The sequence below is a fragment of the Naumannella cuiyingiana genome (assembly GCF_013408305.1).
GTDB lineage: Bacteria > Actinomycetota > Actinomycetes > Propionibacteriales > Propionibacteriaceae > Naumannella > Naumannella cuiyingiana.
In genome coordinates this window covers 1,793,049-1,819,151 of the sequence record NZ_JACBZS010000001.1, presented here as the reverse complement: position 1 = coordinate 1,819,151, position 26,103 = coordinate 1,793,049, and the positions used below count along the sequence as shown (strand labels likewise).

Annotated in this window: 21 protein-coding genes; 7 read left to right on the top strand and 14 right to left on the bottom strand. The window is 71.9% G+C overall.

The features are described 5' to 3' along the window. Positions 1–7: 7 nt before the first annotated feature. Positions 8–787 carry an SDR family NAD(P)-dependent oxidoreductase gene (locus GGQ54_RS08360; protein WP_179444973.1) on the bottom strand — a complete coding sequence of 260 codons (780 nt, stop codon included), beginning with the start codon at positions 785–787 and terminating at the stop codon, positions 8–10. 95 nt (positions 788–882) lie between these two features. On the opposite strand from GGQ54_RS08360, the gene GGQ54_RS08355 reads away from it, so the two are divergent. After that, complete coding sequence (locus tag GGQ54_RS08355) at positions 883–2,727, top strand: DEAD/DEAH box helicase (protein WP_179444972.1); 1,845 nt, start codon at positions 883–885, stop codon at positions 2,725–2,727. Between the two features lie 441 nt (positions 2,728–3,168). Here the strand turns inward: GGQ54_RS08355 and katG are convergent, their stop codons facing one another. Both katG and GGQ54_RS08345 read right to left on the bottom strand, forming a co-directional pair. Then, a complete protein-coding gene (katG, locus tag GGQ54_RS08350) occupies positions 3,169–5,409 on the bottom strand; it encodes a catalase/peroxidase HPI (RefSeq protein ID WP_179444971.1) in 2,241 nt (746 codons plus the stop codon). Between the two features lie 71 nt (positions 5,410–5,480). Beyond that, positions 5,481–5,900, bottom strand: coding sequence for a transcriptional repressor (locus GGQ54_RS08345; protein WP_179444970.1), 420 nt, complete (start codon positions 5,898–5,900; stop codon positions 5,481–5,483). A 180-nt stretch (positions 5,901–6,080) separates the two neighbouring features. On the opposite strand from GGQ54_RS08345, the gene xylB reads away from it, so the two are divergent. Further along, on the top strand, positions 6,081–7,502 hold the full coding sequence (gene xylB, locus GGQ54_RS08340; protein WP_179444969.1) for a xylulokinase: 1,422 nt from the start codon (positions 6,081–6,083) through the stop codon (positions 7,500–7,502). A 13-nt stretch (positions 7,503–7,515) separates the two neighbouring features. Here xylB and GGQ54_RS08335 read toward each other — a convergent pair whose 3' ends face one another. From GGQ54_RS08335 to GGQ54_RS08300, 8 genes are all read right to left on the bottom strand, one after another. Next, on the bottom strand, positions 7,516–10,320 hold the full coding sequence (locus tag GGQ54_RS08335; RefSeq protein ID WP_179444968.1) for a LysM peptidoglycan-binding domain-containing protein: 2,805 nt from the start codon (positions 10,318–10,320) through the stop codon (positions 7,516–7,518). Between the two features lie 37 nt (positions 10,321–10,357). After that, complete coding sequence (locus tag GGQ54_RS08330; RefSeq protein WP_179444967.1) at positions 10,358–10,546, bottom strand: hypothetical protein; 189 nt, start codon at positions 10,544–10,546, stop codon at positions 10,358–10,360. A gap of 97 nt (positions 10,547–10,643) precedes the next feature. Then, on the bottom strand, positions 10,644–11,543 hold the full coding sequence (locus GGQ54_RS08325; protein WP_179444966.1) for a hypothetical protein: 900 nt from the start codon (positions 11,541–11,543) through the stop codon (positions 10,644–10,646). Beyond that, positions 11,540–12,436, bottom strand: a complete 897-nt coding sequence (locus GGQ54_RS08320; protein ID WP_179444965.1) for a type II secretion system F family protein — start codon at positions 12,434–12,436, stop codon at positions 11,540–11,542. The genes GGQ54_RS08325 and GGQ54_RS08320 overlap by 4 nt, the downstream gene beginning before the upstream one ends. Then, positions 12,433–13,845 (bottom strand): TadA family conjugal transfer-associated ATPase, encoded by a 1,413-nt coding sequence (locus GGQ54_RS08315; protein ID WP_179444964.1) that lies wholly within the window; start codon positions 13,843–13,845, stop codon positions 12,433–12,435. Before GGQ54_RS08315 ends, GGQ54_RS08320 begins: the two co-directional genes overlap by 4 nt. After that, entirely contained in the window at positions 13,842–14,618 is a 777-nt protein-coding gene (locus GGQ54_RS08310) for a hypothetical protein (RefSeq protein ID WP_179444963.1), read from the bottom strand. Before GGQ54_RS08310 ends, GGQ54_RS08315 begins: the two co-directional genes overlap by 4 nt. Beyond that, entirely contained in the window at positions 14,618–15,313 is a 696-nt protein-coding gene (locus GGQ54_RS08305) for an SAF domain-containing protein (protein ID WP_179444962.1), read from the bottom strand. Before GGQ54_RS08305 ends, GGQ54_RS08310 begins: the two co-directional genes overlap by 1 nt. 191 nt (positions 15,314–15,504) lie before the next feature. Continuing rightward, positions 15,505–16,341 (bottom strand): helix-turn-helix domain-containing protein, encoded by an 837-nt coding sequence (locus tag GGQ54_RS08300; protein WP_179444961.1) that lies wholly within the window; start codon positions 16,339–16,341, stop codon positions 15,505–15,507. Between the two features lie 143 nt (positions 16,342–16,484). On the opposite strand from GGQ54_RS08300, the gene GGQ54_RS08295 reads away from it, so the two are divergent. The 3 genes from GGQ54_RS08295 (at position 16,485) to GGQ54_RS08285 (ending at position 20,153) form a co-directional block, all read left to right on the top strand. Then, positions 16,485–17,480: a peptidoglycan-binding protein gene (locus tag GGQ54_RS08295; protein WP_179444960.1), complete on the top strand. Its 996-nt coding sequence runs from the start codon at positions 16,485–16,487 to the stop codon at positions 17,478–17,480. A gap of 84 nt (positions 17,481–17,564) precedes the next feature. Next, a complete protein-coding gene (locus tag GGQ54_RS17375) occupies positions 17,565–18,524 on the top strand; it encodes a peptidoglycan-binding domain-containing protein (protein ID WP_179444959.1) in 960 nt (319 codons plus the stop codon). Positions 18,525–18,803: 279 nt separating this feature from the next. Beyond that, positions 18,804–20,153 (top strand): MFS transporter, encoded by a 1,350-nt coding sequence (locus GGQ54_RS08285; RefSeq protein ID WP_179444958.1) that lies wholly within the window; start codon positions 18,804–18,806, stop codon positions 20,151–20,153. Positions 20,154–20,174: 21 nt separating this feature from the next. Here the strand turns inward: GGQ54_RS08285 and GGQ54_RS08280 are convergent, their stop codons facing one another. After that, a complete protein-coding gene (locus tag GGQ54_RS08280; RefSeq protein WP_179444957.1) occupies positions 20,175–21,017 on the bottom strand; it encodes an alpha/beta hydrolase family protein in 843 nt (280 codons plus the stop codon). Between the two features lie 63 nt (positions 21,018–21,080). Between GGQ54_RS08280 and GGQ54_RS08275 the strand changes: the two genes are divergently transcribed. Then, positions 21,081–21,668, top strand: a complete 588-nt coding sequence (locus GGQ54_RS08275; RefSeq protein ID WP_179444956.1) for a TetR/AcrR family transcriptional regulator — start codon at positions 21,081–21,083, stop codon at positions 21,666–21,668. Between the two features lie 27 nt (positions 21,669–21,695). Here GGQ54_RS08275 and GGQ54_RS08270 read toward each other — a convergent pair whose 3' ends face one another. Continuing rightward, positions 21,696–22,241, bottom strand: a complete 546-nt coding sequence (locus GGQ54_RS08270; protein WP_179444955.1) for a YdeI/OmpD-associated family protein — start codon at positions 22,239–22,241, stop codon at positions 21,696–21,698. Between the two features lie 143 nt (positions 22,242–22,384). Here GGQ54_RS08270 and GGQ54_RS08265 point away from each other — a divergent pair, with 143 nt between their 5' ends. Beyond that, complete coding sequence (locus GGQ54_RS08265; RefSeq protein WP_179444954.1) at positions 22,385–24,211, top strand: calcineurin-like phosphoesterase C-terminal domain-containing protein; 1,827 nt, start codon at positions 22,385–22,387, stop codon at positions 24,209–24,211. Positions 24,212–24,608: 397 nt separating this feature from the next. Here GGQ54_RS08265 and GGQ54_RS08260 read toward each other — a convergent pair whose 3' ends face one another. Next, positions 24,609–25,913 carry an MFS transporter gene (locus GGQ54_RS08260; protein ID WP_179444953.1) on the bottom strand — a complete coding sequence of 435 codons (1,305 nt, stop codon included), beginning with the start codon at positions 25,911–25,913 and terminating at the stop codon, positions 24,609–24,611. Between the last annotated feature and the right edge of the window lie 190 nt (positions 25,914–26,103).

The window sequence follows — 26,103 nt, the reverse complement described above, 5'->3', positions numbered from 1 at the left end:
GTCCGGCTCAGTAGACCGTGTACCCGCCGTCGACCACGATGATCGAACCGGTCATGAACGACGACGCGTCGCTGGCCATCCAGACGACGGTCGGGCCCAGCTCGGCGGGCTCGGCGGCACGCTGCATCGGGGCGTCATCGATCCAGCGCGGCTTGAACCTGGGGTCGTCCACCGGGGCCATCTCGGTACGCACATAGCCCGGCGCGAGCGCGTTCACCCGGATGCCGAGCGGCGCCCACTCGGCGGCGAGCGAGCGGGTGAGCTGGTGCACGGCCGCCTTGGAGGCGTTGTAGCCCGCCTGCCACTGCGGCCGGTTGACGATGATCGAGGAGATCGAGCCGATGTTGACCATCACCCCGCCGGTGCGGCCGTCGCTTCGCTGCGCCATCGCCCGGCCGAAGACCTGACTTGCCTTCCACAGGCCCGACAGGTTGATGTCGATCACCTGGTCCCATTCGGCGTCGGTGACCTCGAATGCTTCCTTGTGGATGCAGGTGCCGGCATTGTTGACCAGGACGTCGGGTACGCCGAGCTCCTCGGTGATCGACTCGGCCGCGGCCACCAGCGCGTCGCGGTCGGTGACATCGGCGGCCGCCACGCTCGTGCGCACCCCGAGGTCGGCGAGCTCGGCAACCACCGGCTCGGCGGCCGCCGGATCGCGTACCAGGAGGCCGACATCCGCCCCGGCCTCGGCGAGCGAACGCGCCAGCGCCCGCCCGATCCCCTTGTTGGCGCCGGTCACCACGGCGACCCTGCCCTGCAACGAGAACGCGTCCAGCACGCCCATCTCGGCCCTCCTTCGTCCACGGCGATGATCTTGCCCGGTCGTCACGCTACTCGAAGCGGCAAGGCATCCGCGCCATCGTGCACTACCGTGGGGCGGTGAACACCGAGCAACAACCCGCCACGTTCGCCGATCTCGGGCTCGGCACGGGCGTGCTCAAGTCGCTCTCCGACGTCGGCTACGAGACCCCGTCGGCCATCCAGGAGCGGACCATCCCCGAGCTGCTGGCCGGCCACGACGTGGTCGGGCTGGCCCAGACCGGCACCGGCAAGACCGCCGCATTCGCGCTGCCGATCCTCGACCGGATCGACCCCAAGGACAAATCGGTGCAGGCCCTGGTGCTCGCGCCGACCCGCGAGCTGGCGCTGCAGGTCTGCGAGGCGTTCGAACGGTACGCCGCGCACACCCGCGGGGTGCACGTGCTCCCGGTCTACGGCGGGCAGGGCTACGGGGTGCAGCTCTCCGCGCTGCGCCGCGGCGTACACGTCGTGGTGGGCACGCCGGGCCGCATCATGGATCACCTGGAGCGCGGCACTCTTGATCTTGGTCAGTTGAAGTACCTGGTGCTCGACGAGGCCGACGAGATGTTGAACATGGGCTTCGCCGAGGACGTCGAGACGATCCTCGCCGACACCCCCGACGACAAGCAGGTTGCGCTGTTCTCCGCGACCATGCCGCGCTCGATCCGCCGGCTGGCGGACAAGTATCTGAGCGATCCCGTCGAGATCGCGATCGAGGCGAAGACGCGTACCGCCGACAACATCGAGCAGCGCTACCTGATCCTGAGCTATCCGCAGAAGCTGGAGGCGATCACCCGGCTGCTCGAGGTGGAGAACTTCGACGGCATGATCATCTTCGTCCGGACGAAGAATGCGACCGAGGAGCTGGCCGAGCGGCTGCGCGCGCGGGGATTCTCCGCGGAGGCGATCAACGGCGATGTCGCCCAGGCGCAGCGCGAGCGAACCGTCAACCGCTTCAAGCGCGGCGATCTGGACATCCTGGTGGCGACCGATGTCGCCGCGCGCGGGCTCGACGTGGAGCGCGTCAGCCACGTGATCAACTTCGACATCCCGACCGACACCGAGTCCTATGTGCACCGGATCGGGCGGACCGGGCGCGCGGGCCGCAGCGGGGTGGCGATCTCATTCGTCACGCCGCGAGAGCGCTACCTGCTGCGCCAGATCGAGAAGGCCACCCGGCAGCCGCTGGCCGAGATGAAGCTGCCCAGCGTGGACGAGGTGAACACGACCCGGCTGGCCCGGTTCGACGATCGGATCACCGCTGCGCTGGAGGCGCCACAGGTGGAGCAGTTCCGCGACATCGTCTCGCACTATGTGCGCCATCACGACGTGCCGGAGGTCGATGTGGCCGCCGCGCTCGCCGTGGCGATGCAGGGCGACACCCCGCTGCTGCTGGAACCGGGTGATGAGATCAAGCCGGCGCCGGAGCGCGGGGCGAAGGCGGGCAAGCGCGGTGGGCGTACCGATCGCGAACCGCAGGGCGGGCCGCGCGCGACTTACCGGATCGCGGTCGGCAAGCGGCACAAGGTGGAGCCGCGCCAGATCGTCGGCGCGATCGCCAACGAGGGCGGGCTGAGCCATCGCGACTTCGGCAAGATCATCATCCGACCCGACCACTCGCTGGTCGAGCTGCCCGCCGAGCTGCCCCGCGAGGCCTGGGACAAGCTCGCGCGTACCCGGATCTCGGGGAGACTGATCGACATGGAGCTCGACCGGGGGCGCCCCGACGGCGGCGGGCGGCCGGACGGTGGCGAGCGCCGCGGCGGGCGCCCGGACGGTGGCGAGCGCCGCGGCGGGCGCCCGGACGGTGGCGAGCGCCGCGGCGGGCGCCCGGCCGGGCGGGAGCGTACCGATCGGCGCCCGGATCGCGCCGGCGCCAAGTCCGGCCCGAAGAAGCCCCGGCACAAGAAGGACCGGGGCTGACGGCGACGCCCGCTCTCGCCGCGTACCGGCTCCGCCGATAGCGACCACTCGCCCGGCTTCTGGCGGGCAATGGCGCCGAACCCCGACCGATACCCGAGCGAGTGGTCGCTTTCGGCGGGAGGGCTAGCCGGAGCACCGAACCCCGACCAAAACCCGGGCGAGCGGTCGATATCGGCGCAAGTCCCGGGCAGAGGCCGACCACAACCCGGGCAAGTGGTCGCTTTCGGCGGGAGGGCTAGCCGGAGCACCGAACCTCGACCACAACCCGGGCGAACGGTCGATATCGGCACAAGGCCCGGGCAGAGGCCGACCACAACCCGGGCGAGTGGTCGCTTTCGGCGCAAGGCCCGGGCAGAGGCCAATCACCCATACGCGAGCCGAACCGGCAGCCGCGAACGGAGTAACGCTCGCGGCTGCCGATTCGCCTCGCGTACCCCCCGATCAGCGCTTCACGTCGTAGCGATCGAGCTCCATCACCTTCACCCAGGCGGCGACGAAGTCGTTGGCGAACTTCTCCGCGGCGTCGTCACTGGCATAGACCTCGGCCACGGCGCGCAGCTCGGCGTTCGCGCTGAACACCAGGTCGGCCCGGCTGCCGACCCACTCCTGACCGGCCGCGCCGCGAGCCACGTAGTTGTCCGTGCCGTCCTGGCGCTGCCAGGTGGTCGCGATGTCGAGCAGGTTGACGAAGAAGTCGTTCGTCAGTTGCCCGGGGCGATCGGTCAGCACGCCGACGGTCGAGTCCCCGGCATTGGCGCCCAACACCCGTAGCCCGCCGACCAACACGGTCATCTCGGGCGCGCTCAGCGTCAACAGGTTGGCCCGGTCGATCAGCAGGTGTTCGGCCGGCAGCCGGTTCTCGGCCCGCTCGTAGTTGCGGAAACCGTCCGCCTTCGGCTCCAGCGGCTCGAACGACTCGGCGTCGGTCTGCTCCTCCGTCGCATCGGTACGCCCGGGCGTGAACGGCACCTCGACGCTCACCCCGGCGGCCTTGGCCGCCTCCTCGACGCCGACGCCGCCCGCGAAGACGATCAGGTCGGCGAGCGAGATCGCCTTGCCGTCGGTGCGCGAGGCGTTGAACTCCTCGCGTACCCTCTCCAGCCCCGCGAACGTGCCCGCCAGCTCGGCCGGGTCGTTGACCTCCCAGTCCTTCTGAGGCGCGAGGCGCACCCGGGCCCCGTTGGCGCCGCCGCGCTTGTCGCCGCCGCGGAAGGTCGACGCCGAGGCCCATGCTGCCTTGATCAACTGCTGCCCGGTCAGGCCCGCGTCGAGCACCCGCTGGCGCAGGTCGGCAAGATCAACCCGATCGACGAGGGCATGATCGACTTCGGGTACGCGGTCCTGCCAGATCAGCGCCTCGCCCGGCACCTCCGAGCCCAGGTAGCGCTGGATCGGTCCCATGTCACGGTGCGTCAGCTTGAACCAGGCACGCGCGAACGCGTCGGCGAACTCGGCCGGGTTCTCGTGGAACCGGCGCGAGATCTTCTCGTAACTCGGGTCGAACCGCAGCGCGAGGTCGGTGGTCAGCATCGTCGGCGTGCGGACCAGCTCGCCGCTCTCGGGATCGGGCACGGTGTTCGCGCCGGCGCCCCCCTTGGGCTGCCACTGGTGCGCGCCCGCGGGGCTGGCGGTCAGCTCCCACTCGAAGCCGAACAGGTTGTCGAAGAACAGGTTCGTCCACTTCGTCGGCTGCTGGGTCCAGGTCACCTCCAGGCCGCTGGTGATCGCGTCGCGGCCCTTGCCGGTGCCGTAGCTGTTGATCCAGCCGAGCCCGTTGGCCTCCATCGGCGCGGCCTCTGGCTCCGGGCCGACGTGGCCATCGGGCGCGGCCGCGCCGTGGGTCTTGCCGAAGGTGTGCCCGCCGGCGATCAACGCGACGGTCTCCTCGTCGTTCATCGCCATCCGGCCGAAGGTCTCGCGGATGTCGACGGCCGCCGCGACCGGATCGGGGTTGCCGTTCGGGCCCTCGGGGTTCACATAGATCAGGCCCATCTGCACCGCGGCCAGCGGATTGTCAAGATCACGTTCGCCGGTGTAGCGCTCGTCGCCCAGCCAGGTCGTCTCCGGGCCCCAGTAGACATCGTCGTCGGGCTCCCAGGCGTCGACGCGGCCCCCGGCGTACCCGAACGTCTCGAAGCCCATCGACTCCAGCGCAACGTTGCCGGCCAAGATCAACAGATCGGCCCAGGACAGCGCCTTGCCGTACTTCTTCTTCACCGGCCACAGCAGCCGGCGCGCCTTGTCCAGGTTGCCGTTGTCGGGCCAACTGTTCAGCGGCGCGAACCGCTGCTGGCCGGTGCCCGCCCCGCCGCGGCCGTCCGCGATCCGGTAGGTCCCGGCGCTGTGCCACGCCATCCTGATCATCAGCGGCCCGTAGTGACCGAAGTCGGCCGGCCACCAGTCCTGCGAGGTGGTCAGCACCTGCTCGATCTCGCGCTTCACCTCACCAAGATCAAGAGCCTCGAACGCCGTCGCATAGTCGAAGTCGTCAGCCAGCGGATTCGCCACGTCGGGGTTCTTGGCGAGGATCTTCAGGTTCAGCCGGTTGGGCCACCATTGCTGGTTGGCATCTCCGCTGGTCGGGTTGATCAGGTCATGCATCACCGGGCAGCCGCCGTTGCCGGCGTCTGCGTCGTTCATCTCCTCGATGGTGGTCGTCTCGTCGGTCTCGTCAACGGTCATCGTCGGTCCTTTCCTGCGACCGACGGGAGTCGTCGGCCAAACCTTGGGTGGGGGTTCGCCGATGCGGCGGCTCAGGCCTCACCGGCGCAATCGGCGCAGCGGCCCCAGTAGACGACCTCGGCCTCGTCGATCTCGAACCCGTGGGCGTCGGAGGCGGTCAGGCACGGCGCCTCGCCGACGGCGCAGTCCACATCGGCGATCGCGCCGCAGATCCGGCAGATCAGGTGGTGATGGTTGTCGCCGACGCGCAGCTCGTAGCGGGCGGCCGAGCCGGCGGGCTCGATCCGGCGCACGATCCCGGTCATGGCAAAGGTGTTCAGGCAGTCGAAGACCGCTTGGCGGGAGACCGCGGGAAGCTCCTCGCGTACCGCTCCGACGATCACGCCGCTGTCGGCATGCGGTCGGCGGCTGACGGCCTCCAGCACGGCCATCCGCGGCTTGGTCACGCGCAACCCGGCCGAGCGCAGCGTCGCTTCGAACTCGGATGGCACGTCCCAACCCTGCCGGGTTTTCTGGACGCGGTCAAGAAACTGCGGCGGCGGGCTCGATCTCCCACTCCGGCCCCGTCGCGGCGGGTCATCGATGACACCGTGGCGGCGCTGGCACCCCCGGCGCGTCCTCCAGTACTGTCTCGTCACGTTGACTGCGGCAGCGACGAAGGAGCGGTGGCCATGGCGGACCGGGTGCTCGGGGTGGACTCATCGACGCAGTCGACCAAGGCCCTGCTCTTCGATGCCGCCGACGGCACCCTGCTGGAGCAGCGGCAGGCGCCGCATCCGGACGGCACGGAGGTCGATCCCCGCGCCTGGGACGAGGCATTCGCCACCGCGGCCGCCCCGCTGCTGGCCGGGGCGCGGGCGGCGGCCGTCGGTGGTCAACAGCACGGGATGATCTGCCTTGATCAACGCGGCGAGGTGGTGCGCCCGGCGCTGCTCTGGAACGACGTCCGTTCCGCACCCCAGGCCGTTGAATTGATCAAGGAGCTGGGCGGGCCGGCGGAGTGCGCCCGGCGTACCGGCAGCGTGCTGGTGCAGAGCATCACCTCCACCAAGCTGCGCTGGTTGCGGGACAACGAGCCGGAGGCGGCCGAGCAAACGGCGGCCGTGCTGCTGCCGCACGACTACCTGACCTGGCGGCTGCAGTCCGATCCGGAGAAGTTGATCACGGATCGTTCGGACGCCTCGGGCACCGGGTACTTCTCGCCCGCCCTGAACGGCTGGGATCCCGAGCTCGCGACCATGGCGCTCGGGCACGAGCCGCGGTTGCCGGAGATCCTGGCGCCGAATGCGGTCGCCGGACAGACCCGCGACGGGATCCTGCTGGGCGCCGGGGCGGGCGACAACGCCGCGGCCGCGCTGGGGCTGGGGCTGCGGCCGGGCCAGGTGCTGATCTCGCTCGGCACCTCGGGCGTGGCGACGACGGTGGCCGAGCGGCCGGTGGCCGACGAGTCGGGCATGGTCGCCGGGTTCGCCGACGCGACCGGCCGCTGGTTGCCGATCGCGGTCACGCTGAACTGTGCCCGGATCCTGCAGCTCGCGGCCCGGCTGCTCGATGTTGATCATGCGGGACTGTCGAGCCTCGCGCTCGCCGCACCGCCCGGCGCCAACGGGCTGACGCTGCTGCCCTATCTGGACGGCGAGCGCACACCGAACCGCCCCGACGCGCACGGCACCCTGCAGGGGCTGACCTCGGCCTCGTCGCGTGAGGACCTGGCGCGCGCCGCGATCGAGGCGATGCTCTGCTCGGTCGCCGATGCGGTGGCCGCGCTGGACGCGGCGACGGGATCGAGCACCCGGGAGGTGCTGATGGTCGGCGGGGCGACCCGCTCCCCGGCGGTGCGCGAGCTGGCTCCGGCGATCCTGCAACTCGCGGTGTCACTGCCCGAGGACGGCGAGTACGTCGCGCGCGGCGCGGCCCGCCAGGCCGCCTGGGCGCTCGCCGGCACCGACGCGCCGCCGGATTGGCCGCAACCGTCCGTGCAGACCTTCACCGCCGAGCCGACGCCCGAGGTGCTGGCGGCGTACCGCACCCTGCGCGACCGCACCGAGGACTGGGGTACGCGCGGGACGGACCGGCAGGCGCGGGCCGAGTAGCCGCGACCGCCGGTCAGGCGCGCCGGCGCGGCCGCCCCTCGAGCACCCGCTGGATCACGGCGACCGTGTCGTCGGACAGGTCGACGCCCAGCGCGCGGGCGTGCCGGGTCATCCGCAGCGCCAGCCGCTCGGCGTCCAGCGCGTTGCCGGTGTCGTGCTCGATCTGCAGCCGCAGGCAGAGCAGCCGCTCGTCCTCCTCGGCGGCCAGCAGTCCACGCTCGCACGCCCAGCGCGCGGTGGCATGGTCGCCGCCGGCCAGCGCGCGTTCGGCCAGCACGTGGGCCGCGTCCCTGATCATGGAACACATGTCGGTACGCAGCTCCTCGGCCCAGGTCCACTGACCGGGGGCCGCATCGGCCAGCGGCGCACCGCGGACCAGCTCCAGCGCCGCGCGCAGGGCGCCGTCGGCGGCCCGGTTGACGCCGATCACCAGCAACGCCTGCAGGCGCAGCCAGTCCGAGGTGACATCCGGATGCAGCTCGATGCGCCCGGAATACGCCTCCGGCAGGTACGCCAGCCCGTCCGCGTCGTGCCCGAGCCACAGCCGCAGCCGGCTCATGTTGGAGCGCCGCGTCCCCTCGGCGACCAGCAGGCCCGCGGCCATCTCCTGCCCGGTCGCGCCCGGATGCTCCAGCAACCAGGCCGCGTACTCGACGCACTGGCGGCCCGCCCGGCTCGGCGGTACGCCGGTCGTCCCCGTGAGTCGCACCGGCCCGAGCAGGCCGACCACCGGGGCGGCGGGAGACGAGGAATGCGCGGGCGGGTCGTTCACGGCAGACGCCTCCTGGCTCGGCGTGGAGCTGGCGGAATGATCTTGAGCCCGATCGCCCGGCGGACGAAGCCAGGTGATCCGGGCGCCCGCCGACTCGGTGTCGTGGCGGTCGGGTGCTGTGGTGTGGCGGTCGGGTGCTGCGGTGTCGTCGGCCCACCACCAGGCACGGTCGGCGGCGGGATCCCGACTCGCCGCCAGCAGCGCGGTGACGCCGGCGCGGACCGAGCGGTCGATGAGCTGCGGTGCGAAGTCGGTGCCGAACCAGTCCGCCGGTCGACCGCCGACATCGACCAGCGGTTCGTCGGGCTCGCCCAGGCAGACGGCACTGACGCCCAGCCCTCGCGCGTCGGCGAGCAGCTCTCGCAACTCACCGAGGCCGCGGGCTCCCAGCGGCCGGGCGAAGAGCAGCACGACCGGCTGCCAGGCATCGGCCCGGTCGGGGTCGGCGCGCTGGGCGATCCCGCCGCCGGCCGCCCGGCGTTCCATGATCAACCGGCGCAGCCAGGGCGTGACCTCGGCCAGGTCGGACGCGGCCGCCGCATGCGGCTCCCCCAGCGCGGTGACGAAATCGGTGTCGCCGCCGATCATGATCACTCGCGCCTGCTCCGACCAGGGCGCGCAGGTCAGTTCGAGCATCAGGGCCGCGCGGAAGTCCTCGGCCACCTCGGCGCCCGAGGCGTCACGGCGGGCCGCGCCCAGGTTCAGCAGCGGCCGGGACTCCAGGTCGACCATGAGCATCGATCCATCGGAAACCCAGCCGATGCAGGCCAGCGCCGGCCACCGGGTGGGCTGCCGGGGGGCGGGGCTGGGCTCGTGCCCGGCGGGGCACTGCCAAGCCGACCCGTCGGCCAGCCAGCCCGGCGGCGGGGGGCCCGGCGGCGCGTCGAAGATCATCGTGATCGCACCCGCCCGATCCTCCGCGGCGGCGGGGCCGGCCACCAGCACGCGGTCCAGGCGCACTCGGGAGCCGGTCCCGAGGGTGGCGGTGGCCTCCCGCACCGCGGCGTCGACCCGGCGCAGCAGGTTCGGCCGCTGCCGCTGACCGAGGGCCGCCTCCACCCGCCGCGCGGCTGCGCCGGGGTCGGGCAGCCGACGACCCGGTGCCCGCTCGGCGAGCTGGCGGGCCCGGCGCAGCGCCACCGTGCCCACCACGCCCGCCGCCAACAGCGCGGAGGCACCCACCGCGACGCCTGCCGCCGGAGCGCCGGCCCGGGCCAGCTCCGGCGCCGGAACCCCGGCCAGGGCCGCCTCCGCCGCCGGCTCGCCGACCGGGGTCGGCCGCCCGGCGGGCTCCGCCGCTCGCCGGGACGCGGGCCCGGCACCGGGATCGCTGATCGGCCGGCGCGGTTGGGCCGCGGGTTCGCTCCGCTCCCCCGACGCCCCGCGGCGATCGGCGTCTTCCTGTTGGCCGCGATCCGCGGGTCGGCCGTCGTTCCCGTCCGCCTCGGCGGTCACGCCCGGCAGCACCAGCCGCCAGCCGATCTCCAGCTCGTCGGGGTCGTCGATCAGGTCGGCATTGGCGTCGCGGATCCGCTGCCACGCCATCCCGTCGCGGTAGTAGCGCTCCGCGAGATCCCACAAGGTGTCTCCGCGCTGCACGCGATGGGTCGCCCAGCGCGACGTCTGCGGGGCCGCGCGCTCGTCGCGGTCGGCGGCCTGTCCGGCCTCGCCGGCGGGTGCCGCGGGAGCGGCCGGCGCCGCCGGCGGGGGTGCGGCCTGGGCGGGATGATTGGACCCGATCAGGGCCGCGACGCTGAGCACCAGGCCCGCGACCCACCGCTGCGGCCCCGCCACCCCCGGCAGCCGGATGCGCAATCCGGCCACGGCATTGACGATCTCGACGAGCACCAGCGCGGCGATCACCAGCCAGGCCGCCCACGCACCCGCGGTCAGGGCGCCCAACAGCAGGCTGCCGTCGTCGGGACGGAGCAGGTCTCGCCAACCGAGCTGGGGCCAGCGCCCGATCCGGACCAACAGGGCCGGTACGCCGGCCAGCAGCGCGCCCAGCAGCAGCGCCGAGCCCAGGCCGCGCAGCGCCCGCATCATGGTCGATCCTCCGGTGCGGAGGTCCGAGACCCCTGCGCTACTTGGGCATCCGGCCGTTCACGTAGGCATAGACCGCGGTGATCACCAGGGTGGCGATGGTGACGGCGCCGGCCAGCAGGATGGCATTCTCCGTGGACTGGGAGAGCCCGCGCTCGTCTCGCCGGGGCGCCGGGGTGGTGCAGAGCACCAGCATCAGCGTCAGCAACTGCCTGGTCTTGTCGATCATGTCGGTTCCCTTCGTCGTTCGTGCGGTGGATGGTCCGGTGATGGGCGTTGCGGCGATCGGCCGGTCGGTGCAGGAGTCGGGCGGGAGCAGGCATCGTTCACGCCAACCCGACGAGCCGCATCAGCGGCGGGGTGAGGAAGATCAGGCCGAAGATCATCGCGGGCAGCACCATGTAGACCGTCATCCGCTCCGACACCTCGTGTGCCGCGATCCGGGACACGGTGAGATGGGCATCGCGCAGCTCGCGTACCCGCGCACGCAGCGTCTCGGTCAAGGCCGCACCGGACTCGTCGAGCTGCATGACGTCGGCGATGTCGCCCAGCTCGGGCAGGTTCAGCCGGTTCGCGAGGCGGCGCAACTCGTCCCACGGTGCCTGCTGCTGCAACCGTGCCCGGCTCAGCGCCGTCCGGACGCGGTCGAACAACGGTGCGTCGGACACCGCCGCCGCCGTCGTCACCGCCTGGGTCGCCGACAGATTGGCCATCCGCTCCAGGACGACCAGATCGAAGAAGGTGAACAGGGCCTCACCGGCACCCGCCCGGGCGACCGCCGCCCCACGCCGCAGCAGCAGATCCGGTACGAACCAGCCGACCACCGCGCCGACGATGCCGGCGGCCACCGGCACCGGAGCGGCCCAGCCCAGCATCGAGCCCAGCAACGCGCCGACGATCACCGGCGTGACCAGACCCAGGCCCGCCATGATCAGCTTGTCTGCCCCGTACTCGGCGATCGTCTTGCCCTGCAGCTCCAGCATCCTGCGCTGGCCCTCGCCGAGCGGCAGCCAGCCACGGCGGTGCAACCAGCCACCCAGCCGCGCGGAGCGGCTCTCCGCCTCGGCCGAGGCCGGTGCCTCCGCGCGGGCGAGCGGGGCATCGTCCAGCCGGGCGAGGACATCACCGAGCCTCGGCTGGGCCGGGACCAGGCCGCGCAGCAACAGCCAGCCACCCGCTGCGACCACGGCGCCGCAGAGCACGATCAGGCCCAGGGTCGTCGTCACGGTGCGCTCACCGCCTCGCGGTCGGACCCGCGCCGGACCAGGATCCGGTCGCGCCGCGGCGGATTGGTCAGCCGGCGCAACATCACCATCGAGCCGAGATAGGCGGCCACCAGTCCGGCGAAGATCAACTGGCCGATCTGGGTGGCATAGGGGGCGAGGAAGTCGCGCCCGAACAACAGCGACGCGCCCAACACGATCAGCGTGATCATGGTCACCTGGCGCACCACCACGCGGGGCTTCGCGCGCTCGGCCTCGATCTCGCGGCGGGCCCGCAGCCGGTCCTGGATGCTGTCCGAGAGCGCCTTCAGGGTGGCGGTCGCGCCCGTCCCGCCCCGCCGGGTCGCCAGCATCAGGGCGGCGACGACGGAATCGGCGTCCGGACTGTCCAGATCGTCGGCCATCGCCCGCAGCGCGGCCTCCGGCGCCCAACGGTCGTCGAGCCGGCCGATCAGCCGCTCCACCTCCGGCGCGATCGCCTCGGGCACCTGACGGCGACCGGCGCGGACAGCATCGACCACCGATTTGCCCGTCGGGATCAGCGTGGCCAAGGTCCGGACCCAGCGATCGAGGGCCTCCATCATGATGATGTCGCGCTGCGCCGGCGTACCCAACAGGTACGGCACCACCAACACCACCAGCGGGACCAGCGGCACCGCGAGCACCCAGCCCGTGATCGCGAAGACCACCAGCCCGAGCAGCAGGCCCGCGCCCAGCAGCCGATCGCGGCGCCGGCCCGCGGCCCCGGGCGGTCGTCGGGTGGCCCGGGCCCAGCGCTGCTCGAGGCTCAGCCGCTGGGCCGGGGGTGCGATGTGGGTACGCCGCAGACCGGCGATCACCGCCACCAGTCCGGCGGCCACCAACGCGCCGCAGACGCCGACCAGCACCGCGCTCATGCCGGGCCTCCGCCCCGGTAGGGCGCCAGCTCGGCGAGCAGTGACGGGTCCGGGCTGAAGCCGGCCCCGTCGGCACCGGTCCCGCGGGCCAGCCAGGTCAGGTGGGTCGCGGGCCGGTCGCCGTCGATGGCGCCGGTGACCTGTCGGATCTCGGAGATGAACCGGTGCCGGGCGCCGCCGCGCCAGGTGTCGTCGATCAACTGGACGTGGATCAGCAAGGACACGTTGTGGGCGATCTGGCGGTACGCCTCGTCGATCCCGACGACGCCGCCCTGGGCGACCCGCGAGGCGAGCCGGTCCATGGTCGAGGCCGCCGAGTGGGAGTGGGTCGTGCTCAATGTCCCGGCGCCCGCCGTCATCGCCTCGAACATCGCGCCGGCCTCGGCCCCGCGTACCTCGCCCACGACGATCCGCGACAGGTTCTGCCGCAGCGCCTCCGGCATCAGGTCCGCGACCGTGACCTCGCCCAGCCGGCGACCGTCGAGCTGTTCGCCGATCCCCACCCGGGCCTGCAGGGCGACGACATTGTGCCGCTCCGGCCGCAGATGGGTGAGCAACTCGTAGTCCGTCTCCAGCGTGCCGAAGCGTTCGGTCGGCGGGATCGCGTTGATCAACGCCCGCAGCAGGGTCGTCTTGCCGGCGCCCTGATCACCGCTGATCACCATCGACTTGCGGGCCAGCACCGCCAGCCGCAGGAACTCCGCGACCTGTGGCGTCATCATCCCGCCGGCCGCCAGCTCCTCCAGCGTGACCTCGGTCAGCGTGTGCTGGCGGATCGTGATCGACGGCCGGTACGCCAGGCCGAAGCCGATGGCGTGCAACCGGAAGCGATCACCCAGGGCCAGGGTCATCGTCGGGTGGGCGTCGTCGAAGGGCCGGCTCGGGGTGGCCTGTTCGCCGAGGAAGCGGATCGCCTCGACCAGCTCGGCATCGCTGTCGGCCACGGGCGGCAGCGCCTCGCGCCGCCCGTCGCCGTACTGCACCATCACCGAATCGGCGCCGTTCAGCTCGATGTTCTCCGCGCCCGGGATCTCGAACAGCGGCTGCAGCCGGCCGTAGCCGAAGATCGCATCGCTCAGCGCCGCGACATAGGCATCCTCCTCGGCCGCGCTCCACAGCTCCTCGCCGAGATAACTGCGCTGCTCGGCATGATCGCGGACCACCGCGCGGATCACCGACGCGCCGAGCTGGCGCCGATCGTCCTCGGTCAACGCCCGGTCGGCGCCGGCGTCGGCGACCCTGGTCCGGTCGGTGATCTCCTGTGCGGCACGCCGACGCAGCTCGACGACCAGCGCCCAGTCGATCCGGCCGGGCGGGCGCGGAACCCGATCCCGCGCGAACACCGTCTCCACCCCGGGCACCGTGGTCGGCGTGCGGAAGAGGGCGACGGAATCCAGCGGGCGGTTCATCTGGCCACCGCCGAGGGGTAGGCCCGCGCGCCGCCCGGATCGCGGTCGGCGAGCTGCTCGGCCAGCACCCGCAGCGATCGGGCGTACCGGCCGTGGGCGAAGCGGCGCGGCACCGGACCGCCCTCGGACAGCACGGCCGCGCCCGCCGCGTCATCGACGACGCTGCCGAGCACGGGCACCGCGAACTGTGCCGCGATCTCGCCCGAGGTGTAGGGCTGTCCCTCGCCGATCAGCACCAGCCCGACCCGGGCATGGGCGGCGAGCTGGTTGATCATGCTCAGGTGCAACCGCAGCGCGGCCAGCGCGCGCAGGGTGGTCCGGGTCAGGACCAGCACGGTCGCCGCGAGGCCTAGCAGGTCACGCGGCGGCCCCTCGTGGCCGAACCGGCCGGCATCCATGATCACCTGACTGCCGCCGGCGTCGATGTCGCGCAGCGCCTGGCCGACCCCCGGCAGCGCCCCCGCCAGGGCATGCTGCGAACCGGGCCGGCTGAAGCCCGGCAGGAAGACGCGCTGCGGACTGGTCTCGGTGGTCAGCGGGAGACAGTGCGCCAGCAGGTCCGCCGGTTGCGGCTGCCGCTGGGCGCCGGCGAGCGCGGCGATCCCGCGACCGGCGCCGTCGGATCCCTGCAGATAGCCCGCGAGCACCGCCTGACTCGGATGCGGATCGACATCGACGAGAACCGTGTCGCCGGGCCACAGCAGCGCGAGGCCGAGCGCGCTGGTCGTCACACCGGGCGAGCCGGCGGCCGCGGTCAGCAACACGATGCCCATCAGCCGGCCTCGTGGACCAACGCGATCCGGTCGGCGGCGGCCAGTTCGGTGACCAGCCGCGCGTCACCGGTCGGTACGCTCACATCGACCAGCCAGGCCGACTGGTCCGGCGCCAGCTCGGGCGAGGCGGCGATGGTCGCCGCCACGGGCCCGATCCCGGCGAGCTTGTCGTCGTTCTCGCCGCTGGTCGGCTGCACCGGGACCAGGGAGACGGGCTCGCCCGGGGGCAGCGGGCTGGTCGGCAGGCGCCCGGCCGGTAGCCGCAACCCGACCCGGGAGAAGCCCTCCGGCAGCGGGTCCGCGCCGACGGCGCCGGCCGGCAGGACCGAGCCCGCGGCCAGGTCGATCCGTGCGGTCTGGCCGATCAGGGATTCCAGCTCTGCCGCGGGCACGGTGGCCAGCCCCGGCGCCGCGCCGATGCCGACGGTGCCGAGATCGGCCGCCTCGATCACCTCGCCCCGCGCCACCGCCCGGGTGACCATGATCACCGGCGTCTGGTCGATCGACTGCAGGTGGATCGCGGCGCCGGCGAGGCCGCCGAGACAGACGGCCAGCACGCCAGCCGCGATCAGCTTGGGCCGGCGCCGGGGCCGCAGCGGGGGTTGCGCCGGGCGTACCTGGAACGGATCCGCGAACGATTGCTCGGCAGGCGCGCTGGCCCGCGCCGGCGTCCGGCTGCGTTCGTCGACCGTCATGGCTCCCTCTCGGCTGTGCACCACGAGAGCCAGTCAACAGATCGGCGCATGCCGATTGGAAGCGATTCCCCCGGTTGTCCACAGCCTTCTTCCGAAGGTCGTGAGTCACGGACGCTAGCCGAGCCGCCGACGCCGTCGGGACCACGGAACTGGCAGGTTGCGGTCATGGCCGCATCTGCTTGCCGGGGCGCTCAGCGGCAGAAGCGCAGCGGGGGCGGCGGGGCGCCCGGCGGGCCCCAGCTCCGGTCCAGATCGAGATAGAGGTCGTTGATCCACACGCCGTTGCTGAGCAGGGCCCAGACGGTGCGCGTCTGACCCATCTTGTCGTCGGTGATCGGCTCGCCGTTCGGCAGCAGGCAGACCACGAACACGGTTTCGTCGTTGAAGAACGACGCCAGATGGTCGGACTCTCGGGTGGGCAGCGCGCGCCCGACCACGCCGCGGTCCTGGGTGTTCGCGATCCGGGCCGGCACCAGCTCCGGGCTGGCCGCATCGACGCCGCCGCGCCCGAAGCGCTGGCCCAGCCAGAACGCCGCGCCGGCGATCAGCAGCGCCCCGAGCAGGGCGACCGCCACCAGCAGCATCGGCCGGCCCCTCGGCCCGGCCGATCGCGCGGGCGCCGGCGGCTCGGGCGAGCCGGGCGTCGCCGGCGACGCGCCCGGGGCGACTGCGAGCCCGGCTGCGGGTTCGTCGTCCGGCGCCGCCGCCTCGGGCGCCGGCATCTCAACATGTGAGAGGACCGGGCCTCCGTTCGCGGCGGCCGTGGCCGGTGCCGCGGCCGCGCTGCCGGGCGAGCCCGCCTGACTGCTCGCCTCGTCGCGCAACCGGTGCACCTCCGACCTGGCCTGCGGCGGCACCTCGGCCGCCTCCAGCAGGTCGTCGACCTGTTCCGCGCTCGGGACCCGCGTACCCGAGAGCCAGTCGTGCACGGTCGAGCGGCCCCACCCGGATTCCTTCGCCAGGCGACGCACGCTGTGCCCGCGCACAGCGCCCTTCAACCGCTTCGCAAACACCTCGGCCGGTTGCACGCGGACACCCTAGCCGGACGCGTCCGGTCCGCGCCGGACGGGTGTCCGGACGTTCCGGCAGTTCCCGGACGCGGCCCGCCGCCGCTGGAGTGGAGCCATCGGCCGGTACGCAACACCCCGGCACCACCCACCAGGAGAACCCGATGAACGCCTTCCGCAAGGCCGCCGCGGCAGCCGTCCCACTGCTCGCCGCTCCCCTGCTCGCCCTGGGCGCCCAGGCCGCCCACGCCGCGCCCGTCGACGACTCGACCAGCGACAGCGGCCAGACCCAGCGGGCCAGCGCGCCGACCCCGTCGGTCAGCGCCCGGTCCGACGCATCCAACATCACCGCCCTGCAGTACCTGCTCAGCGCGTGGGGCGTACCCACCGACGCCGACGGCTCCTACGGCCCGAAGACCACCGAGTCCGTGACGACCTACCAGAAGAAGAAGGGCCTGCAGGTCGACGGCTCCGCCGGGCCGGAGACGATGAAGTCGCTGACCTCGACCACCGGCTTCCCCAACTCGCCCAACAAGAACACCACCAAGGCCGTGCAGACGCTGCTGTCCAAGGTCGGCTACTCCCTCGACATCGACGGATCGTTCGGCCCGACCACCGAGAAGTACGTCAAGGCCTTCCAGTCCAAGGTCGGCGTCAGCCAGACCGGCAAGGTCGACGCCACCACCTGGGCGTACCTGTTCGGCGCGAAGGCCGCCGTCGGCGACTGGAAGAAGTGCTCGGACTCGATCAGCGGCGGCATCGGCAAGGAGCGGACCGGCGTCGCCAAGGGCAACTTCCGCGTCGCCTCCTGCCTGGTGCCGAGCGTCAACGCGATGGTCGACGCCGCGGCCCGCGACGGCGTGACGCTGTCCAGCAACAGCTCCTGGCGCAGCCGCGACGAGCAGATCGCACTGCGCAAGAAGCACTGCGGAACGAGCGAGTACGCCATCTACCAGATGCCGGCGTCGAGCTGCTCGCCGAACACCGCCAAGCCGGGCACCTCGATCCACGAGTACGGCCTCGCGATCGATGTGAAGAACAGCGGCTGGGGCAGCGCCGCGCACAAGTGGCTGCGCGCCAACGGCCAGAAGTACGGGTTCAAGTGGACCGTCTCCTCCGAGCCGTGGCACTTCGACACCAAGCAGCCCGCCGTCGGCTGATCCCGGCGTACCCGACTCCCCACCGAAGAACCGACCCGACCCCCGAAGAACCGACCCAAGAGAACCGACCGAAGGAGAACGATCATGAAGAACACGAGCATCCGTCCGGTACGCGGACTCGCGGGCCTCGCCCTGGCCGCGGGCGCCACCGCGGGGCTGCTGGCGCCGCTGACCGGCACCGCGTACGCCGCACCGGCCCCCGCGGCCCCGCTGCCCGCCGAGGTGAGCTGCGCGGTGCCCGCCAAGGCCGACGACAATGTGTTGATCAAGGTGGAGCAGGCACTGAACGCCAAGAAGGCCTCCGCCAAGGTGCGGCTGGCCACCTACGAGACGGCGTGGGTCGAGTCGCACGCCAACAACCTGAACTGCGGCGACCGGGACTCCCTCGGCGTCTTCCAGCAGCGCCCGTCGCAGGGCTGGGGCACCGCCGAGCAGATCCGCGACGTCACCTATGCGACAAACAAGTTCCTCGAGCAGGCGATTCCGAAGGCGGCCAGCAACCCGAGCTGGTCCGCGGGCCGGATCGCCCAGGCCGTGCAGCGCTCGGCCTTCCCGGATCGCTACGACGAGGCGGAGTCGAAGGCGCGCGAGCTCGAGCAGCGGGCCAAGAGCCTGGTCGACGGCGACACGCCCGTCAGCTATGACTGGAAGCAGATCGCCTACGGTGAGAAGTCCACCCGGGTCAAGGTTGCGCAGTACTCGCTGCAGCAGGCCGGGATCAAGGTCGATGTCGACGGCTCCTACGGTCCCGCCACCAAGGCCGCGGTGAAGACCTTTCAGTCCCGCAACGGCCTGACCGACGACGGGATCGTCGGGCCGGCGACCTGGGCCAAGTTGGTCCCGACGCTGAAGCCGGGCGCCAAGGGCGCCGCCGTGAAGGCGCTGCAGACCGAGCTGAACGCGCACGGTTACTCCGTCGATGTGGACGGCAGCTTCGGCCCGGCCACGCAGAAGGCCGTCGAGACCTTCCGGGCCAACTACAAGCTGTCGGCCGGCTCCACCGTCGACGCCAGCGTGTGGAAGATCCTGATCCACTTCCACTGATTCCCTGCCCGAACCGAAACCGGCCCCGTCGCATCGTGCGACGGGGCCGGTTCATGTCTGTGGGGGCCCGGAAATCGAGCCCGCGTCAAGGTGAGGGTTCCCGGATGGACCTCGGGGGGGAGCCCATCCGGGAACGCGGGAACACTATCGCGATCTGCCCCACGTGCAACAGCGGTCCGTGTCGTGTCGTTTCGAATAGTGTCCAATTCGTTGCGCCGGACCGGGCCCCCGAACCGGCGGTGTGGTCGGCCCCCGCGGCGGCGCCCGTACGCTTGCCCGGTGGACTTCCCCCGCGCGCTGCGCCGGCTGTGGCGGCACCCGCTGTTCCGGCGGCTGCTGGCGCTGCGGATCGCCACCCAGGCCAGCGACGCCGCGCTCCAGGTGGGCCTCGCGACCTATGTGCTGTTCTCGCCGAACAATCAGCCCGATGCCGGCTCGATCGCGGCGGTGCTGGCGGTCACCTTGTTGCCCTTCTCGCTGGTGGGTCCGTTCGTCTCGGGTGCGCTCGACACCTGGAACCGGCGGCAGGTCTTCGTGATCACCGATCTCATCCGCGTCCTGCTCGCGGCCGGCCTGTGCGCGCTGGTGCTGCTCGGCGGGCGCACGCCGGCCGCGCTGACCGGGTTCTTCGTGCTGGCGCTGCTGGCGCTCAGCATCAACCGGTTCATGATGGCCGGGATGTCGGCGGCACTGACCCACACGGTCGATCGGGACGAGTACCTACTGGCGAGCTCGGTGATGCCGGTCGTCGGCCCGGTGGGCGCGGCGATCGGCGCGGGCACCGCGGGCGCCATCCGGCTGGTCGGTGGGGCGTCGATGCCAGCCTGGCAGGCCGACGCGCTGATCTTCGCCGCGGGCACCGGAGGTTTCGTGATCAGCGTGGTGCTGGCGCTGCGGATTCCCCGCGACGCGCTGGGGCCCGATCATCGGACGGTACGCCGGGGCAGCGGCTCGTGGGCCGGACGCGCCCGGCTGGTGCTGGTCGGCCTCGGCGATGCCGTGCGGCACCTGCGGGAGCGCTCGCCGGCCGGGCTTGGCCTGGTGATGATCTTCGCCCAGCGGTTGGCGTACGGCATGATCACCGTGAGCGTGATCTTGCTCTACCGCAACTGGTTCCACCGCGTCGACGAGGTCGGTCCGGCACTGGCCGGGCTCGGCGTCTGGGTCGGAGCGACCGGTGCCGGATTCCTGCTGGCTGCGGCGGTCACGCCGGTGCTGGCGCGCCGGATCGGGCTGCGGAACACCATCTCGTTCATGTTGATCAGCTCCGCCGTGCTGCAGCTCGCGCCGGGTTCGATCATCACCGAGCCGACGCTGGTGGTGGCGGCGTTCGGGCTGGGGCTGGCCGCGCAGGCGCTGAAGATCGGTGTGGACACCTTGGTCCAGGCCCATGTCGAGGACGAGTACAAGGGGCGCGTCTTCGTGCTCTACGACATGGTCTTCAATGTGGCCTTCGTCGGATCGGCGGTGCTGACGATGCTGCTGTTCCCGGCGGATGGGCACACGATCGCGGGGTTCGTCGCACTGGCGGGGATCTTTGTGGTGATCGCGGTGGCGTTCGCCCTGGCGGCGAACCGGATCGGGCGGGCCCGGTTCGAGGAGGGTACGCCCAGCGACGCACCCGCCTGACCGGGCCCGCGGGTCCAAGGATCAGCGAAGGCGCGCCGCCAGCCAGGGCTCGACCTCGGTCTCGACCGCCCGCGCCGCGTCGGTCTGCGGCGCGGCCTCCAGCCCCGGCTCATCGGCCAGCGCGTGCGCGACGCCGGGGAGCTCGACCACCTGCGCGTCGGCACCCGCGGCTGTCAGCGCCTCTCCGAGCGCATGGGCCGGGGCGACGAAGCCGTCGGGCTGGTCGGCGCCGCCCACCGCGATCATTACAGCCGGCACCGCGGCCGCCAGTTCTCCCGCCCGGGCGACGAAGTCCAGGCGGTCCGCCACGGCCTCCGAGGCCGGCGACCAGGCGTACTCCACCCCGAACTCCGCGCTCATCGCCGCAACGACCGGGCGCAACTGTGCCGCGGGCGAGACCAGGACCAGCGCTCGCAGGTCGATGTCCAGCCCGGGCGCCGTCTCGGCGGTCGCGAGCTGCGCCACGGTCGAACCCATCGACCCGCCGAGCAGCGCGACCGGCGGCGCGCCCAGGCGGAGCTGGTCGACCAGCTCCGGCCAGGCGGCTGCCAGGTCGGCGCTGCCCTGCTGGGCGATCGGCCCCTGCAGGTTGAGCACCGCGTCCTCGAAGCCCTTCGCCATCAGCGCCTCCGGTCCGCCCTCGGGCATCCGCGCACCGGTCATCGGAAGCTCCAGGTGGATCCGCCAGGCGTCGAGCCCGGCCAGCGGCAGCGCTGCGGCCATCGCGGCCGGCGAGCGCGGCGGATCCATCAGGTGCCAGGTGATCACCACCGGCGCATCCGCCCGGCGCGTTGCCGGCGGGAGCGCCAGGTACGGTACGCCCCCCGCCACGCCCTCGATGATCTGTGGTCCCGTTGCGGCCATGGATTCGCCCCTCTCGATGAGCTGTACGTTGTCCAGTATAACTGGATGGCGTACAATAAGTCCATGATCACCGAGACGAGTTCTCGCGGACCCGGCGAACGTGCCGGGCTGACCCGCGCCGCCGTGATCGGCACGGCCTCGCGATTGCTCACCGAGCGCGGCGGGCCGGGCGTGTCGATGCGGGCGGTGGCCCGCGAGCTCGGCGTCGCGCCCAATGCGCTCTACAGCCACGTGCGGGACAAGGACGATCTGCTCGACGCCGTGCTGGACGCGTCGCTGGCGGGCATCCGGCCGCCGCGGAAGTTGGCCGACCCGCGTGCCGGGCTGACGACGATCATGAAGCAGAGTTTCGGCACGCTCCTGCGGCACCCCGAGCTGGTGCCGATCTTCCTTGCCCGGCAGGGATCGCGGGGACCGAACGCCGTGCGCCTGGGTGTCGCCATGGACGCCCTGCTGGCACGGGCGGGCGTCGCCGATCCCGATCAGGCCCGGCTCGCGCTGATCACCCACGCGATCGGCACCGCGGCCCTGGTCCGGACCGATGCCGATGCGCCACTGTCGATCGCACGGGTACGCCGCCTCTTCGAGACGAGCCTCGGCTGGTTGCTGGACGGCATCCTGGGCCATGGGTCGGGAACCGTGCGCGACTGACCCGGGCCACGAACGCGCGCCGCCCGGTCAGGGGCCGATCAGCCGCCCGCTCCGCGAAACCTCGGGATCGGTGCACGCCGCGAGGTTGAAGCAGCACGGCCGCCGGTGCTCGCCGTCGAGTTTGGCGACGGTCTTCTCGATCCTGCTCGCTCGGGTCTTCGCGCTGGCGGTGGCGTTGACCCAGCGCACCCACTCCCAGCGCGCCATCGAGGTGATGTCGCGCCACTTCTCCGCGACCTTGGGCGATGCCGCCGACAGCGCCTCGGCGAGATCGCCGGGCACGTCCGGTTCCGGCCAGTCGCGGGTCGGGACGAGCTCGAACGTTGCCCGGTCCCCCGGGCCCACCCCGGCGCGCCGCTGCAACTCGGCCGGGATCCGCAGCCAGTGCCCGCGCTCGCCATCGGGCTCGACGACCGTGCGGAACTCCTGGTCGCCGAGCGTGCCGGCCACACTCACCTGTCCTCGCGAGGGCAGCTCGGCGCTCGCGTCGGCCGGTAGCCGCGCGAGGGTCTGCGTACCCACGCTCTCCAGCGGCGCGTCGAAGCGCACCACCGTTTGCTGTGCCGACGTCATGGCTCGGTTATACCGCGTTCTCCCCCGGGTGACCATGGCCGACGGTTGCCCTCCGGACTTCGTCTCGCTGTCACCTCGACTTCACGCACCGGTCCTAGTGTCGAAAACGGTAATCACCCGCAGTAACAACTACGAGGAGAACCATGCCCCCCAACCCGAACCCGTCGCCGCTGCGCGCCCGAACAGCGCTTGCCGGCACCGCGCTCGCGGCGCTGGCGCTGTCCCCCGCGCTCGGCGTACCCTCCGCTGCCGACGCGGCACCCGCACCCACCGCACCCGCCGATCCGGCCGTGGTCGAGCCGGACACCTACGTCGGCGAGGTCGAGGTGGTACGCGGCGGCGCGGCGAACCCGCGCACGATCAAGGGCACCGTCTTCGACGACACCAACCTCGACTCCCGGCACAACGCGAACGAGCCCGGAATCGCCGGAGTGACCGTCTCCAACGGCCGCGAGGTCGTCACCACCGATCGCAACGGCCGCTACTCGCTGCCGGTGTTCGACAACATGACCGTCTTCGTCACCCAGCCCGCCGGCTGGCAGGTGCCGGTGGACGAGTTCCAGTTCGCGCAGTTCTCCTACAACCACCTGCCCGAGGGCTCGCCCCCGCTGAAGTACGGCGGCATCGCCCCCACCGGCCCGGTCCCGAAGGCGCTGAACTTCCCGCTGGCCAAGTCCGACGCGACCGCGCTGTCGGAGCAGAGCTGCCCGATCGCGTCCGACACGCAGGTCTACAACATGCTCCAGGTGGGTTACGCCCGCGACGGCGCTGTCGCCGATCTGGCGCAGCGCCGCGACTACGGCGGCTGCGGGATCTTGATGCTGGGCGACAATGTCGGTGACGACCTGTCGCTGTATCCGGCGCTGAAGGACATCTACCGCGAGTCCAACGGCCCGATCCGCGCCGCGATGGGCAATCACGACATGGACTACGACGCCCCCGACCCGTCGCATCGCGTGGACACGTTCCGCGAGAAGATCGGCCCGGCGTACTTCTCCTACGACGTCGGGCAGACCCACTTCGTCGTGCTGGACAGCATCGAGTTCCCGCTGACCCCCGGCAGCCGCAAGTACGCCGAGAAGGTCGACCAGCGCCAGCTCGACTGGCTCGCCAAGGATCTGGCCAAGGTGCCCGCCGATCGCAAGGTGGTGCTGGCCACGCACGCGCCGCTGGTCGATCACCGGCAGGTCGTGCTGGACAACGCCAAGGAGGTCTATGACGTCCTCGGCGACCGCGAGGTCACCGTGATCGGCGGCCACACCCACACGCTGGAGAGCCTGCTGCCGGGCGATCGCCGCGCCGAGTGGGCAGAGGCCGGGATCGAGGAATTGCCGCAGCACCAGTTGATCGCCGGCGCGGTGTCGGGCGATTGGTACTCGGGCGGCCTCGACGAACAGGGCCTGCCCTATGCGTTCATGGTCGACGGCGCGCGCCCCGGGGTGATGACGCTCGACATCGACGGCACCGAGCTGCGGGAGCGCTACACCGTGCGCGGTGAGGCAGACGACCTGCAGCTCGCGCTCGGCGTGAACTCGCCGCGCTGGCGGGAGTGGGCCGAGCAGACCAAGGCGTGGCGCGACGGCGGCAAGAAGGGCGACGCGCCCAACCTCGGCGACCCGCGAGCGGTGCCGGCCGATCAGCTCGACGAGACCTGGCTGACCGCCGACTTCTACGCCGGATCGACCGCGGCGAAGGTCGAGGTGTCGGTCGACGGTGGCGACGCCGTGGCGGCGAAGCACACCCAGCCGGGGAAGGGCGAGGCGCTGAACCAGGGCTGGGAGTACTCCGATCCGTTCGCCGCGACCCGCAACCTCCTCACCTCGGGCAGCATCACCCAGGCCAGCGGCCATCTGTGGCGGCTGCCGCTGAGCAGCGACCTCGAGCCGGGTACGCACAGCGCGAAGGTGGTTGCCACCGACGCCTACGGTCGCCAGTTCACCGACACCATCCGGTTCACCGTGCAGGACTGATCAACGGTTGCCGATCATCCTGCGAGTGGCAATCCGGTTGATGATCATCGGTGCGTGAATCATCCGAGCAGGGGCCCGGTCCGACGTCGTTCGGGCCGGGCCCTTCCGCATCGGCGTACCCGCCACCGGCGCCGCGTACCCCCGCATCCGCGAACCCAACCGGCACCCGCGAGCCCAACCGGCATCCGCGAACCCAACCGGCACCGGCGAGCCCAACCGGCACCCACGAGCGATACTCAGCCCGCACCTGCCGATTCAGCCCGCGGATCCAGGTACGCCCGCCCATCCGCGAACCCAACCGGCACCCGCGAGCCCAACCGGCACCCGCGAACCCAACCGGCACCCGCGAGCGATACTCGGCCCGCACCTGCCGGTTCGGTTCGCGGCTGCGGGTTGCTCAGGCGTCGATCCGGGCCCGGCGTACCTGCTTGGCGGTGATCAACAGGCCGATCGCCGAGAGCACGCCGCCGAGGGCGATGTAGACCGAGATCCCCGCGCTGGCCCCGTCGAACGCGGCCAGCAGTGCGGTCGCGAGCGACGGCGACAGGCCACCGCCGAGCACGGCGCCGAGGTTGTAGGAGAGGGCGACCCCGGAGTAGCGGTACTCCGGCCGGAACAGGCTGACGTAGTAGGCCGCCATCGGCCCGAAGACGAAGCTCAGGCCGACGTAGCCGATGATCACCGCCAGATAGAGCAGTCCCAGATTGCGGGTGTCGATCAACCAGAAGTACGGGAATGCCCACGCAACCTGGAAGATCGCGCCGATCAGCATCACCCGGACCAGCCCGAAACGATCGGCGAGCGCGCCGGCCACGAACACGGTGATCATCATCCCGACCGAGCCCCACAGACCGCTCATCAAGATGTCGGTACGCCCCATGCCGAGCTGCTGCGTGCCATAGGCGACGGTGAAGGAGTTGATGATGAAGATGAACAGGTTGAAGCCGAGGTTGACCAGGATGCCGCCGAGCACCAGCGGCAGGGCGGTGGCGAAGACGCCGGCGATCGGCACCCGGCGCACCCGCGATTCGGCCGCCAGCTTGCGGAACACCGGGCTTTCGGCGACCCCGAGCCGCACGTAGATGCCCACCGCGATCAGCACCGCCGAGGCCAGGAACGGGACCCGCCAGCCCCAGTCCAGGAAGGCCGGCCCGGTGGCTGCGGAGACGATCTGGAATGCGCCGATCCCGAGGATGGACCCGATGGGCGAGCCGGCGGTGACGAACGCTCCGTAGAAGGCCCGGCGGCCGCCCGGGGCGTGCTCGGTGACCATCAGGAATGCCCCGCCCTGTTCGCCGCCCATGAAGAATCCCTGCAGGATCCGCAGCGCGACGAGCAGGATCGGGGCGAGTACGCCGACGCTGGCATAGGTCGGCAGCAGCCCCATCGCCACCGTGCAGGCGCCGGTGGCGACGAGCGAGACCACCAGCATCGTCCGGCGGGAGAAGCGGTCGCCGAAGTGGCCGAAGGCCAGGGCACCGAGCGGGCGGGAGGCGAATCCGGCGCCGAAGACCAGGAAGGACTGCAGCGTACCGATCAGTGGTTCGGACTCGGGGAAGAACAGCCGCGGGAAGACCAGCCCGGCGGCCAGGCCGAAGATCAGGAAGTCATACAGCTCGATGCTGGTGCCGAAGGCGCTGGCGGCCGCCACCCGCCGCATCTGCCGCGGCGGCGTCGGCGCAGCGGTGGTGTCGTGGGTCATGATCTCTCCTGGCGGTGGGCCTGCGCGGCCATCGCGCGGGCGCCGGGTCATTGTCGCGCCTGCGCCGCTCTCGGGGCGCCGAATATCGCATCGCGGCGCGTCGACCCAGCCCGAGCCGCACCAATCTGGCGCTCGACAACGGTCGGCCGATCGCTGGTCGCGCCACCACGGCCTGCGCCTGCCGTGCCAT